This window comes from Lysinibacillus sp. NPDC097868, from assembly GCF_044761135.1.
Lineage (GTDB): Bacteria > Bacillota > Bacilli > Bacillales_A > Planococcaceae > Lysinibacillus.
The window spans coordinates 1,017,425-1,031,492 of record NZ_JBIWBS010000001.1 but is presented as its reverse complement, the minus strand read 5'-3'; the positions used below and the strand labels follow the sequence as shown (position 1 = coordinate 1,031,492).

Here is a 14,068-nt window from a genome sequence, read left to right as displayed (position 1 = left end):
AGAAGTCGACTAGGCGACTTCTTTTAACGAATAGACGTTGTTAACGACCGTTCAAAATATTTTTTTCATTTTTTAAAAACTGGCTACGTGATTTCGATACACGAGCAATGCGTTCTTCTGCTAAACGATTAGCTGCTACATAAGTAGGAATGCCATCTCGTTTTGAAATTTCAAAGATTTTTTCAATGCTATCGTATATCCCATCTACACGTTTCATCGCACGTTCACGATTATAGCCGTATAATTCATCAGCAACATTTATAACGCCACCCGCATTAATAACATAATCAGGAGCATAGACAATACCTAGCTCATGTAAATAATCTCCATGTCGTGAATCCTGTAATTGGTTATTAGCAGAACCAGCGATAACTTTTGCTTTTAATTGCGGAATTGTCTCGTCATTTAAAATAGCGCCTAATGCACAAGGTGAGAAAATATCAACTTCTTGTGAATAGATTTCTTCTGGCGCTACAGCTCTAGCACCAAAATCATTGACAACACGATCAATCGCAGCTTGATTAATATCAGTTACTACAAGTTTTGCACCTTCGTTATGTAAGTACTCGCAAAGCTTGTATGCAACGTTCCCCAGCCCTTGAACCGAAATTGTGCGACCTTCTAGCGACTCCGTACCAAATGCTTCTTTTGCAGCTGCTTTCATACCACGATAAACACCGTAAGCAGTTACTGGTGACGGATTACCTGATGAACCGAACGCTGGTGAGATTCCTGTAACATAATTCGTTTCTTCATGGATTAAATCCATATCTGTTACTGTTGTACCAACATCCTCAGCTGTAATATAGCGACCGTTAAGCCCTTGGATGAAACGCCCTAAAGCTCTGAACATTTCTTCATTTTTATCTTTAAATGGGTCCCCAATAATGACCGTTTTTCCACCGCCAAGGTTTAAACCAGCAGCCGCGTTTTTATATGTCATCCCACGTGCTAGTCTCAATGCATCCTCTATCGCATTCTCTTCTGTCGCGTAGGTCCACATACGAGCACCACCTAATGCTGGTCCAAGTGTTGTGTCATGGATAGCGATAATCGCTTTTAACCCAGATGCTTCGTCTTGGCAAAATACCAATTGTTCATAATCATACTTTTCCATATACTTGAAGATTTCCATGAAAACTCGCCCCTTTGCTTTGGAAAGTGCAACCCCTAATGCCCATCCCAATCAAATTTAAAAACAATGATAAACATGTTTTGTAATGGATATTATCGCTCCATTTAATTTTACAATACTGACAAATTCACAATTTCGCAACTATTATTACACTTTTCCTACTAAGTAAGAATTTTCTAAAAATTCAGTTACAGTTAATAGTTTTTGAACTTCTTCCTTCTCTCTTCCCAGACTTCTAAGATTCATAGGGTTTCTTGACATTCCCATATCCACAGGTACAATTATATTTAGGTATGAGGAGGGACATGCATGGCTCGATTTGCTGCGTTTATTGTAATGCTTATTCCAGGTCTAATGGCTGCAGGTGGCATTAAATTTATGCGTGATACATTATTCGGTAAGCTCATCTCACCTTTTCCATTTTTATGGCTGCAATTTGTTGTTGGCATCATTTTCTTTGTTGTCGGCTTTGGCTTTTTCGCAGGCTTTTTATTACACCGCGATCGAAAAAACGGAAAAGTGGCTCCGCGCTTCCAAAAAAAATAAAAATAGCTATCCAAATAAGTCACTCCATCTTGACTTACTGGATAGCTATTTTTATTGACGTTGCTGAACGGTGATCACTTTATCAGGAAAATCTGTAATCCACCCAATTACTGATGAATGTGGATTCGTCAAAAAGTTTTCACTACCGTCAATCGCATAAAAGCGACATGTCTTAGAACTAGTTACGCAAGCCTCTAAATAACGGGGCTTATAATATCTTTTATGCATATGGACACAATCAATTGCCTTATAATCACATAGCAAATCCCATTTCAATTTTTTAGTAGCGATTAGAGCTGTTTCAAACTGTGGCGCATGACGTTTCACAACCTCTAAAAGCTCATAATGGAATGAAGAAAAATGACTGCCTTTAGGTAATATAAGTCCGTGAAGCATTTGAACGAGCGCATCCTTATTGTCAAGAATGGTCGATTTTAATTCGATATTAAGAGGTAGCTGTTGTTTATGTGCCCATGCTAAAACTGCATCAAATGTTGGAATTCGATACGCTGAAAAAAATCTTCTTAAAGGCTTTCCTAATTTAAAACTTTGTAGTTCCGCTACCGTGCATTCATTTACCAGTTTATTAGAGCCTACTAATCTTGATAACTGCGGATCGTGGTAGACAACTGGAGTTCCTTCTTTTGATAGCTGAATATCTAATTCAATCCCATCTGCGCCTAGCTCTAACGCTTTCTCAAAAGCCTTGAAACTGTTTTCGAGAGCATAAGCTGACGCCCCTCGATGCGCAAACACAGGGATGAAAGAATCCTTATACATTTAACTCACCGAACTCAAGCAGAAATTTTCCCTTCGTCATGTTATTTAATAACGAGGATTTCTTACCAATTTGAATATACGTACCTGGGTAGGCTTCTTTTGTTACGATGATTTCTTCCTTTCCAGCGTGACGCATTTCGTCCATCATTAACTTAATTTCACGATCCATTGTAACCGCTTCTGCCTTCAATTTTGACAATCGTTGTTTTGTTTCTTCAAATGAGGCAATTTGCTGTGTAGACATTTGCTTAAGAAGTGGTAATAAACTCGTAATCTTCGCTTCAAGTTCTGAAATTTCAGATTGCTGTTGCTTTAGCTGTGTTGCTTTGCCTTGCATCAATGCATAACTTTCTTGTTTGTTGACACTTTCAATGATTAAATCTGTTCTACGCTCTAGTCGGTTTCCGGAGATGGCTGTGACGATAGTATTTTTAGCAACAGCACGCCCGCCGATAATTTTACCTTTTCGCTCATCTACATATATAGAATGCGCCGTAAGTTGGGATCCAAGCGAGTAAAAGCCGATATGAATACTATCGTCTGCTACTAAATTAGCTTCATTTACGTGCTTAACGAAAATATTACCACCCGCTTCTACAAGTGTTGAGCCCAAACCAAAAATACCTCCTCGAATGTAAACATCACCTTCGATCGATTTAATCAGTTTAGCGCCACTTACACCTTCTGCTCCTTCGATTGATATATCTCCAGTCGCAATAACTGTATAGCCTGTTGTAACGGTTCCTTTAATACTTAAAGAGCCATTGAATTCTAAATTGCCTGTCTCAACGCCCACATCTCCATGTATTGGTAAATGTCGGTTAACACCAATCATACCTTTGACGTCGTCTAACACGCCAGCAATTTTGGAACGAATGACAATTTTATCGTCTTCTTCTACTTCATAGGCAGACTTTTTATCGTATCGAATTGGAAAATCACGACCTGGTGTTGCCTCGATAATTTCACCAAGTACATTTTGACCAGGCTTGCCCAACGTTGCAGGAATTTTCTCCCCAAGCCAAGAACCTTCAGAAATTTCTGAAATAAAATTCATGTCATAGTAATCAGCTTTCCCATCTTCACGAATGACAGGTTTTCTCTCTGGTTTTGGTAAGTATGTAATTTGTGCATCTATGCCTGCGATAGGTGGCGTTCCTTGGGCAATTAAAAATGCTTTTCCTGGCTCAATTTTTAAAATATCAAACTCTAAAATGCCATAGATTATCCCTTGGCTCGCTAGTGTGTCTGTAATTTGTTCTGTTAATTTCTCTTTATTCTTTTGAATATAATCATGTGTTTCATATATAAATATAGAGGCAGACATTTTATCTCGTGCAATTTCAGCTTCAATATTTGGAAGCCAGCGTCCAATTTCAACAGGACTTGTGCTTTCTGTTGCTAGTACAGTTTTTAATATAGAAAAATTTGATAACTTTAGTCGTGGATGACTACGTAAGATACCATCAAATTCTTTTAATGGAAATCCCGCACTGTATGTAAGCATAAATACCTTTCCGTTTTCTTCAGATATTTCGAAGTTATCATTTCGAACTAGAATCACGCTACCTCCTCCTTCCCTCTATATGTAAGTATATACAATCTATTTACATTTGTTTAGAGACAATTGTCACTACTCATAAAGAAAATACCCCTACTTTATCAGTAAGTCCTACATATAGCTCATACGTTTTTCCTCTAAAAAATAGACGATATATCCTATAAAAAAACACCTTTTCCTTCATTTCAAAAGTGCAAATGCCATTAATGTATATAATCACAGTAGCATTTTAGGTCATCCGCAATAAAAGCAAATAAAAAAGTAAATGGCTATATCCACTTAGCTCCAATTTACTGTTTTAGGTCTTGCCTACTAAAAAACGCCCCTACTTAAAGAGGCGTTAGACTGGCAGAGCTATAAATGCAATGTTCATGTTAATTAGGTTAGATTGATTTATTATCCGGAAAAAAGTCACTAACTAATCGTTTTTGCATGGTTTCAATTCGGTCATCAGAGCCCAGTTGATCGCGCGTCATATAATAAATACTAATACGGCCATTCATTTCAAGTCGTACCTCAAATAACTGATCATCTATTTGTGTTAATTCTAATGAATTATGATGGTCAAGTTGAAAGTTTACACTTTTCATTTCTATCACCCCGTTAGATTATATCGCATCAATTACATCTCCGCGTAATTACGTCCAGACAAGTTAATGCAAATAAAAACGATTAACAGCTTAAATACTGTTAACCGTCAAAATTGCATACTATCCTAACACGTATTCTGCTAATACACTTTGAACTTTGTAGATGTTAGTGGATTTATTGAAATTTTTCTGAATTGGTAGCTGACTACCTGAAACCCAAATTTTCAGCTCTGCATCTAAATCAAATGTCCCTGCCGTTTCAACTGAAAAATGTAGAATATTCTTATATGGAATAGAATGATATTCCGTTTTCTTACCAGTTACGCCTTGTTTATCAATTAAAATCAGTCGCTTATTCGTAAAGATAAATGTATCTCTAATAATTTTATAAGCATTTTGAATTGTCTCATTCGGTATTAAAATCTCTTTCATTTCTTCCTGTAATTTATCTAAATTCACTTCGCTTGCATTCCCCATCAATCCATCAAAAAGCCCCATTTATGTTCCCCTCCATTTATTCAACCTTTATATAGTATATCTTACATTTTACTACAATATTAAAGACTAAAGTATTAATAGAATCGATTACAACGCAACTAACTACATAGCCAATTATTGAATAGTTAGGACTTTCCATAAACTTCGAGCATAACTCCATTTTCTTTACAACTTATCCATTTACGACCGTTTTATCTATAAATATACATTAACACATAAAAAATACGCCCCCTCAAACAGTCGACGCAAACTGTCTAAAAAAGGCGTTACGATTCGCTATATAAGCGTTATCTATAATAGATGGAAGGTCCAATTCCCCATTAAGCCAAATGCCCTTAAAACAGTTAGCTCGCCATCATATCAATACGAATCTTGTCCGCAATCATGGCAATGAATTCGCTATTTGTTGGTTTAGACTTTAAATGATGTACTGTGTAGCCAAACATCGACGAAATAGACTCATAATTGCCACGATTCCATGCGACTTCAATGGCATGACGAATGGCACGTTCTACACGTGATGGTGTTGTATTGAATTTTTTTGCAATTTCAGGATAAAGAATTTTCGTCACAGATCCTAATAACTCGATATCTTCAAACACCATTTGTATAGCTTCACGTAAATAAGAGTAACCTTTAATATGTGCTGGAACTCCGATTTCTTTAATAATAGCTGTAATGGTGCTATCAAGTTGATGCTGATTTAATTTTTGAGGAGTTGTCGGCTGTAGTACACTAGACTTTTTAGGTATAGCTGCCTTTTGTCCAGCACAATGTAATATTTTTTGAACGAGCTGGTCGAATTCAAACGGCTTTAGCATAAAATAAGAAGCCCCTAAATCCACCGCTTGTTTCATCACATCTTCTTGACCAAATGCAGTTAGCATGATGACTTGTATTGAAGACATTCGATCATTTTGATACATCGCCTCTAAAACAGCTAACCCATCTAAATGAGGCATAATAATATCCAGCAATAAAATATCAGGAGAAAACTCTTCAAGCATTTGAAGACATACTTTCCCGTTTGAGGCAGTTGCAATTATTTCAATTTCGGGATGACCTTGAAAATACTGCTCCATTGTTTTTAATAATTCACGATTATCATCTGCTATCGCCACTTTTACCTTTGTCATTTCAATTCCTCCTTCTGGACTTTGCTTTGACTGTTCAAAGCACAAAACCTTTTACCCCTAATGTCTATTTTGACACACTGTGGAATTTTCGACATTTTTGCTTTAAAAACCTTTTCTATTTCCAAAAATGAGTATGTAGTCCGATACTTTCTTTTTTTATCGACAAGTTACGATACTTAACAGCAAATTGTCGAATGCTCTTACCACTTATTTTAGTGAAAAAACTGAGATAAAACTACACTTTTTTTTAAGTATCGCTAAAGTGTTCAGTAATAAGCATGAAATACTTAGGGAAAGAGCTAGTTTAACCTATTTTTTTCAAGAAAGAACGAACGGAGCTACCAGAGGCAGCCCCATTCCATTCATGATGATTTTCTTAACATTTCAGCCACTGTAATAGCTGCCCCTTTTTTGGGCTCTTCTACAAACATATGTGTGACAGCACCAACGAAACGCCCGTCCTGTATGATTGGACTACCACTCATGCCTTGTAAAATTCCACCTGTTTTTTCAATGAGCTTTTCGTCAGAGACAATAAATTCAAGCCGTTCATTTTCTACTTTTGTAATTTCAATGGAAAATGTTTCGACTTTACTGCCTTCAATAGCTGTGTAAATTTCAGCATGTCCCAATTTTATATCTTTTGCATGCATAATTTCGATGGCTTTTGGCAATCTTTGTTGATAACTATCTTCCCAACGGCCAAAAATTCCATATACCGTATTTTTATCAATACTACCTAATCGTTCCTGATGTTTTTCAATTGAGGATATTTTATAGCCTGGTTGACCAGGTAGGCTTTTACGGATTTGCTGGATGGATGCTAAGAAAATGGAGCCTGCTCTGAAGACAGGTGCTTCTTGAAGAGTTGAATCAACAATTTGATGGCCTAACGCTCCGTAATTTTGTGTCTCTGGATCAATGTATGTCAATGTCCCTACTCCATCTGTTTCATCCTTTAAAAAAGAGATGACATGTTCTGCTTCTTGTTCTTGTAAGTCAACTGTTACTTCTTTTCCTTCACTTTTTATCGTCCATTTTTGTTGCCCTTGTCGAGCAATTGCTTGCTTGGCCTCAGCGAGTGTTTTTACTGTTGTATCATTTATTTTTTCAATAACAGCGCCTCCTTTCATCCATTGATTGGAAGCTAACAACACATCATGAGCAACAAAGACATGTGATAACTGAAGCTGAATTCCAATTGCTTCGCCCATCGGTATTAATTTTTTGGCCGCAAAAGCCTGTATGGGCATAAATAACAAAACGATGAGCATAGGCAAAATGACAAATTGACGCCAACGACGATTCATACGACACCTCCTTTTGAATTTTGTCTTTATACTATGTGTTGTTGTACCGTTCTTATAAGCGGTAAATATTTGCGCAAAATGAAAAAAACCCAGAAACAGTTGACCTGCCTCTGGATTCCTCAAAAAATTAACGCATTTGTTTTTTTCGTTCGTTAGCCATTTTTAACAATTCTGTCGCATGCTGTAAAGTTAATTCGGTAATTTCTGCACCTGACATCATTCTGCTCACTTCCTCAATACGTGCATGGGTATCGATTTCAGCTAATGATGTATATGTGCGATCATGTTCAACCTCTTTTTTAATAAAGTAATGATGGTCGGCCATTGCTGCCACTTGTGGAAGATGCGAAATACACAACACTTGTGAATTAACAGAAATGGCTGCAATTTTTTCTGCAATTGCTTGCGCCACACGACCACTTACTCCGGTATCCACTTCATCAAAAATAATGGAGGTAACACCATTTGAAGAAGAAAAAATCGTTTTTAATGCTAACATCATACGTGATAGTTCTCCACCAGAAGCAATTTTCGGTAAAGATTTTGGTGGTTCACCAACGTTCGTTGAAATATAAAAAACAACTTGATCTTTACCATTTACATCAAAATAAGGTAAAACATCAAAATTTACGATAAATTTTGCTTTTTCCATATGTAATTCACGGAGCTCTGCCATGATGGCTTCACTTAAGTCATTTGCCGCTTTTTTTCGAACATGTGAAAGTTCTTCAGCAAGCTCACCTAATATGACTTCCATCTCATGTACTTTACGTTCTTTTACTTGTAAAATTTCATCGCGATTTAAAAGCTCGCTTAGCTCTGTTTTAATTTTTTCGTAATAGGCAATCATTTCCTCGACTGTTGAGCCATATTTACGCTTTAAGTTTTGGAACAGCGCCAGACGTTGCTCTACTTCATTTAAACGTGCTGGATCAAATTCTAGCTCATCTAAAACATTTTTTACTTGATATGCTGCATCCTGCAATGCGTAAAAGGCTGTTGTTACCGACTCTGAAGCCTCTTTAAACTGCTCGTCAATCAGCGCAGCATCATCTAGTGCTCCCATGGCTGTGCCTATCCAATCAAGACCCTTTGTTTCACCCTGAATCGCTTCATAAGCCGCACTGGAACGTTCAAAAATTTTATTAAAATTCATAAGACGGCGACGTTCATCAAGAAGCTCATCTTCTTCACCTAGCTTTAAATTTGCATCCTCTAGTTCTTTCATTTGGAACTGATACAAATCAATGCGCTGGGCCATTAACTGCTCATCTATAGAAATTGTAGCTAATTCTTTTTTCAATGCACGATATTCGTTATATTGTTTACTGTATTGTTCAAGAATTGGTGATAGTTGCTCTTCTGCGAATTGATCGAGTAAATGAATATGTTGCTTTTCATCCATAAGTTCTTGGTTTTCATGTTGTCCATGAATATCTATAAGACTTGCTCCAATGTCACGTAAAACCGATAAAGGCACTAATTTGCCATTAACCCGACATACACTTTTGCCAGAATCATTTAGGTCCCGACGCAAAATAATGGAATCCTCTTCTATTTCAATGCCTGCTTCCTCTAGCTTCTTATATACAGGATGTGCAGTACTTGAAATTTGAAATAGCCCACCTAACTCAGCTTTTTTAGCACCATGACGAATAAATTCCGAATTGCCTCTACCACCAGCAAGTAAATGTACCGCATCAATAATTATGGATTTCCCAGCACCGGTTTCTCCTGTTAGCACAGTTAGACCATCTGAAAAACTAACCGTTAAATCCTCAATGATGGCAAAATTTCGAATACTAAGCTCTCTTAACACAAAATGTCACCTCTGAATTAAATTCAACTGCTATTGAAATTCGCACTAACAGATGCAAAAATACCCATCTCGACAACAATAACGGGAAAAACCAAGCATCTGGTAGCAATCAAATTCGTTCGATTATAGTTACAGTTTTATAACATGTCTAATAAGCGATTTTTTGTATTTTCTCGTTCACCTTCATCGCGACAAATAATTAAAATTGTATCATCTCCAGAAATTGTACCTAAAATTTCTGGCCAATCCAAATGATCAAGTAATGAAGCAATTGCATTTGCATTACCCGGAAGTGCTTTCATGACTAAAAAATGCGATGCACCATCAATGCTTACAAAAGCATCAGCTAGCGCACGATGTAATTTTTGAACTGGATTGAAACGTTGGTCTGCGGGTAAGCTATATTTATAGCGTCCATCCTGCAAAGGCACTTTAACTAAGTGCAGTTCTTTAATATCTCGCGAAACGGTTGCTTGTGTCACATTATAGCCCGCATCCTTTAAAAAATCGACTAAATCATCTTGCGTTTCGATTTCGTGATTCGCAATAATATCTCGAATACGTATATGTCTTTGTCCTTTATTCATATCATTCACCTCTTATAAATAGTTAAATATTTGTATAATTACACTACCATCTCCAGCATAAAAGCACAAGAAAAAACACGGCTCTACTTACTGAGCACGTGTTATTTTAGTGCACTATGCGCTTCTTCGACGAGTGCATTAAAAGCTGTATATGGCGGGATCACTTCATCAGCAATTGGATTCACTAGATGGAATAAAAATTCAATATTTCCTTCCCCACCTGTAATCGGAGAATAAGAAGCATCTTTCACCACAAAGCCAACTTTCGTTGCCATAGCAGCTGTTTTTTCTAAAACATCGAGATGTACCTTTTTATCACGGACAATGCCTTTTTTACCTACATTTTCTTTACCTGCTTCAAACTGAGGTTTAACAAGTGCCATTACATCGCCACCTGGCATTAATACCGTTTTTAGTACTGGTAAAATCAATGATAAAGAGATAAAACTAACATCAATTGTTGCAAACTCTGGTAAGCCTTTTGTTAAATCAGCAGCTGTTGTGTAACGAAAATTTGTTTTTTCCATAACCGTTACACGATCATCAGAACGAATTTTCCATGCTAACTGATTCGAACCTACATCGAGGGCATAACAATGTTTAGCCCCATTTTGTAAGGCGCAGTCTGTAAACCCACCTGTAGAAGAGCCGATGTCAAGCATCAGCTTCCCTTCTACAGACATATCAAAAATTTGTAAAGCTTTTTCTAACTTCAAGCCACCACGGCTCACATATTTTAAATCAGAACCTTTTACTTGTAGCGGAGCATCGATTGCGATCTTCTCTCCTGCTTTGTCAATACGTATCTCGTTGGAAAAGACAAGACCTGCCATAATGGATCTTTTTGCCTTCTCACGTGTTTCACATAGTCCACGCTCAACAAGTAAAATGTCTACACGTTCTTTCGGTTGTTTTGTCATTATTTGTTTAAACCTACTTGCTGTTTTTGTTGTAGTAACACTTGCATGCGTGCCACTGTATCTTCTGCTGTCATATGAATTTCCTCAAGCAGTTGGTCTACATTTCCATGCTCGATAAATTGATCAGGTATGCCCATTCGATCGATTATTGCATTTAAATAACTATGGTCATGTGCAAATTCTAATACACCACTACCAAAGCCACCTTGTAATACTGCCTCTTCAATCGTTAGCACTGGCTTATTGCTAGTAAATATGCGATGAAGCATATCCTCATCCATTGGCTTAATAAAACGTGCATTCACTACTTCGATTTCTATGCCTTTTTGAGCTAGCATTTGTGCTGCTTCCATTGCCATAGGAATCGTTGTACCGAATGTTAAAATGGTAGCTTCTTTCCCCTCACGTAATACTTCCCAGCTTCCAATTGGTAAAGCCATAAGCTCATCATCCAACGGGACACCTATCCCATTTCCTCGTGGATAGCGAAGAGCAATTGGACCTCCATTATAATCAATGGCTGTTTTCACCATATGCTGACCTTCATTTTCATCCTTTGGCATCATAATCGTCATGTTTGGAATATGACGAAGGAATGCAATATCAAAGACGCCTTGATGTGTTTCGCCATCTGCACCAACTAAGCCAGCACGGTCAATCCCGATAAAAACATTCAAATTTGGACGCGCAATGTCATGAAGTACTTGGTCATAAGCACGTTGTAAAAATGTTGAGTAAATTGCTAAAAACGGCTTCATTTTTTGAGTAGCAAGACCTGCAGCCATTGTTGCAGCATGTTGTTCAGCTATGCCCACATCAAAAAAGCGTTTAGGAAAATCTTTTTGAATGCCCTGTAATTTTGAGCCAACAGGCATTGCAGGTGTGATTGTAACAACTCGTTCATCTTCATGCGCAATTTTACGCACTGTTTCAGCGATTAAACTGCTCCAAGCAGGACCTTTTGTCTCTGATTTTACAAATGCACCAGTCTCCATTTTATATGGACCTGTTCCGTGCCAGTTGCCGATTGTATCGTCTTCAGCTGGTTTGTAGCCTTTACCTTTTTTCGTAATGACATGAACAAGAACTGGACCTTTTACTTTTTTAGCATATGATAATGTTGTTTCAAGCGCTTCAAAGTCGTGCCCATCAATAGGACCTAAATATTTAAAACCTAATTCCTCAAAAAAGACACCAGAAACCACTAGGTATTTCAAACTGTCCTTTAATCTCTCTGCAGTAGAAGCAAGCTTGCCACCTAGAACAGGAATTTTATTGATTAACGATTCTAGTTCTTCTTTTGCTTTTGAATATTCTTTAGCAGTACGCAAGCGTCCTAAGATGCTGTGTAATGCTCCAACGTTCGGAGCAATGGACATTTCATTATCATTTAAAATGACAATCATGTTTGTTTTTGCATGCCCAATATGATTTAAAGCTTCAAGCGCCATACCGCCTGTTAAAGCACCGTCCCCAATAATCGGTACGACGAAGTTTTTTTCGTTTTTTATATCACGTGCTGCTGCCATACCCATGGCTGCTGACAACGATGTCGAGCTATGACCTGTTTCCCATTCATCATGTTCGCTCTCCACAAGCTTTGGAAAACCACAAAGCCCTTTGAACTGACGTAATGTGTCAAATTGACTCGCACGACCTGTCAAAATTTTATGCACGTAAGCTTGGTGGCCAACATCCCATAAAAACTTATCTTTTGGACTGTCAAACATTTTATGAAGCATAAGTGTAAGCTCCACAACACCTAGGTTCGGTCCGATATGACCACCTGTGACAGAACATTTTTCAATTAAGAAAGTTCGAATCTCTTTTGCAAGCTGTTCAAGCCCTCTCTTATCTAAGTTTTTTAAAAAGGATGGACTAGAAATGTTGTTTAAATCCACCTTTCTCACACACCTTTTCAATAAATTATTCACCGCAATCGTGTTTCCACCATTATAACAGTGTTATCCATATGCTAACAGTACGAACACTTTTTTGTTTGCCTATTGGCAAACGTCCCAACCTATTCTAGCATATTCTTGACCTGTAAAGCCCATTTTTTCTCTTAGTTTTTACGATGAACAATATAGGACGCAAACTCACGCAGTAAGCTTACATCTACTTGTAACTTATCAAGCGCTGCTATTGCGAGCTGATAATGGTCAGCAAGTTTTTCTTTAGCTCCCGTTAAGGTTAATAATGCAGGGTATGTGCTTTTATCACTAGCAACATCCTTACCTGCAGTTTTGCCTAATTCCTCCGTAGTTCCTTCTATATCTAAAATATCGTCTTGAATTTGGAAGGCAAGGCCGATGTGATGCGCATATTCCTTTAAAGTAGCTCGATCTTCTTGTGATACATTGGCTAGAACTGCACCTGATTCAATACTAAATCTTAATAGTGCACCCGTCTTATTGACATGAACATGCTCTAGTTCAGTTAGGTTAAGCTGACGTTGCTCACCTTCCATATCCAATACTTGACCGCCAACCATCCCTTCAGCACCAGCCGCGACGCTTAGAAGATTTACAAGTTCAATTCGTTGCTCTGCAGAAAGCTCCATGCGTGCTAAAATGCCAAAGGCAAGTGTATTTAATGCATCACCTGCAAGTGTTGCTAGTGCCTCTCCAAATACTTTATGATTGGTCGGCTTACCACGACGGAAATCATCGTTGTCCATGCTTGGTAGGTCATCGTGGATTAAAGAATACGTATGAATCATTTCAATAACGGCACCGACTGTAAGCCCTGCTTTTATGTCTTTACCGTATAGTTCTAAAACTGCTAATACAAACAGTGGGCGAATACGCTTGCCTCCTGCTTTTAATGAATATAGCATCGACTCCTTTAAATTGGTCGGTGCGTCAATTTTTTCAACAAGTGCAAACATTTCAGCTTCTACTTGTGGTGTGTTGCTTTGAATAAAATGTTTTAATTGTTCGTTCATTTTAACTAGTTCTCTCCCTTTAGCGGATCAAATGCTGTTGTTTCACCTGTCTCTTGGACAATTGAAATTAATTGTTCTTCGGCATGCTGTAGTTTACTATGGCAAAATTGCGAAAGCTCCATGCCTTGTTTATATAAATCAATCGCATTTTCTAATGGTACATCACCTTGTTCTAATTGGCGGACTATTTCTTCAAGTGCCGTCATTGCTTCTGCGAAGGTTTGTTGCTTTTTCGCCAT

The 14,068-nt window shown here is 37.7% G+C and carries 14 protein-coding genes; 1 reads left to right on the top strand and 13 read right to left on the bottom strand.

Features of this window, described 5'->3' with window-relative positions; genetic code table 11:
- Positions 1-40: 40 nt before the first annotated feature.
- Positions 41-1,135: a Leu/Phe/Val dehydrogenase gene (locus tag ACIQXJ_RS04910; RefSeq protein WP_340823879.1), complete on the bottom strand. Its 1,095-nt coding sequence runs from the start codon at positions 1,133-1,135 to the stop codon at positions 41-43.
- A 309-nt stretch (positions 1,136-1,444) separates the two neighbouring features.
- Here ACIQXJ_RS04910 and ACIQXJ_RS04905 point away from each other — a divergent pair, with 309 nt between their 5' ends.
- On the top strand, positions 1,445-1,681 hold the full coding sequence (locus tag ACIQXJ_RS04905) for a DUF2627 domain-containing protein (RefSeq protein WP_340823878.1): 237 nt from the start codon (positions 1,445-1,447) through the stop codon (positions 1,679-1,681).
- 51 nt (positions 1,682-1,732) lie between these two features.
- Here the strand turns inward: ACIQXJ_RS04905 and ACIQXJ_RS04900 are convergent, their stop codons facing one another.
- The 12 genes from ACIQXJ_RS04900 to xseB all read right to left on the bottom strand — a co-directional run bounded on the left by ACIQXJ_RS04900 (position 1,733) and on the right by xseB (position 14,068).
- The gene (locus ACIQXJ_RS04900) at positions 1,733-2,461 is read right to left on the bottom strand and encodes a glycerophosphodiester phosphodiesterase (RefSeq protein ID WP_403050301.1); all 729 of its coding nucleotides are present in this window, start codon (positions 2,459-2,461) and stop codon (positions 1,733-1,735) included.
- Positions 2,454-4,025 carry a flagellar assembly protein A gene (locus ACIQXJ_RS04895; protein WP_403050298.1) on the bottom strand — a complete coding sequence of 524 codons (1,572 nt, stop codon included), beginning with the start codon at positions 4,023-4,025 and terminating at the stop codon, positions 2,454-2,456. Before ACIQXJ_RS04895 ends, ACIQXJ_RS04900 begins: the two co-directional genes overlap by 8 nt.
- Positions 4,026-4,405: 380 nt before the next feature.
- Positions 4,406-4,612: a hypothetical protein gene (locus tag ACIQXJ_RS04890; RefSeq protein WP_403050295.1), complete on the bottom strand. Its 207-nt coding sequence runs from the start codon at positions 4,610-4,612 to the stop codon at positions 4,406-4,408.
- Positions 4,613-4,732: 120 nt separating this feature from the next.
- Positions 4,733-5,110, bottom strand: a complete 378-nt coding sequence (locus tag ACIQXJ_RS04885) for a PH domain-containing protein (RefSeq protein WP_024361163.1) — start codon at positions 5,108-5,110, stop codon at positions 4,733-4,735.
- Positions 5,111-5,454: 344 nt separating this feature from the next.
- Positions 5,455-6,246: a sporulation transcription factor Spo0A gene (spo0A, locus tag ACIQXJ_RS04880; protein WP_173479023.1), complete on the bottom strand. Its 792-nt coding sequence runs from the start codon at positions 6,244-6,246 to the stop codon at positions 5,455-5,457.
- Between the two features lie 362 nt (positions 6,247-6,608).
- Positions 6,609-7,556, bottom strand: coding sequence for a SpoIVB peptidase S55 domain-containing protein (locus ACIQXJ_RS04875; RefSeq protein ID WP_401010268.1), 948 nt, complete (start codon positions 7,554-7,556; stop codon positions 6,609-6,611).
- 127 nt (positions 7,557-7,683) lie between these two features.
- Positions 7,684-9,375 carry a DNA repair protein RecN gene (recN, locus tag ACIQXJ_RS04870; RefSeq protein WP_403050292.1) on the bottom strand — a complete coding sequence of 564 codons (1,692 nt, stop codon included), beginning with the start codon at positions 9,373-9,375 and terminating at the stop codon, positions 7,684-7,686.
- Positions 9,376-9,512: 137 nt separating this feature from the next.
- Positions 9,513-9,962 (bottom strand): transcriptional regulator AhrC/ArgR, encoded by a 450-nt coding sequence (gene ahrC, locus ACIQXJ_RS04865; RefSeq protein WP_173479026.1) that lies wholly within the window; start codon positions 9,960-9,962, stop codon positions 9,513-9,515.
- Positions 9,963-10,063: 101 nt separating this feature from the next.
- Complete coding sequence (locus ACIQXJ_RS04860; RefSeq protein ID WP_403050289.1) at positions 10,064-10,882, bottom strand: TlyA family RNA methyltransferase; 819 nt, start codon at positions 10,880-10,882, stop codon at positions 10,064-10,066.
- Positions 10,882-12,783: a 1-deoxy-D-xylulose-5-phosphate synthase gene (dxs, locus tag ACIQXJ_RS04855; RefSeq protein ID WP_401010273.1), complete on the bottom strand. Its 1,902-nt coding sequence runs from the start codon at positions 12,781-12,783 to the stop codon at positions 10,882-10,884. Before dxs ends, ACIQXJ_RS04860 begins: the two co-directional genes overlap by 1 nt.
- 164 nt (positions 12,784-12,947) lie before the next feature.
- Complete coding sequence (locus ACIQXJ_RS04850; protein WP_403050286.1) at positions 12,948-13,829, bottom strand: polyprenyl synthetase family protein; 882 nt, start codon at positions 13,827-13,829, stop codon at positions 12,948-12,950.
- A gap of 5 nt (positions 13,830-13,834) precedes the next feature.
- Positions 13,835-14,068 (bottom strand): exodeoxyribonuclease VII small subunit, encoded by a 234-nt coding sequence (gene xseB / locus ACIQXJ_RS04845; RefSeq protein WP_173479030.1) that lies wholly within the window; start codon positions 14,066-14,068, stop codon positions 13,835-13,837.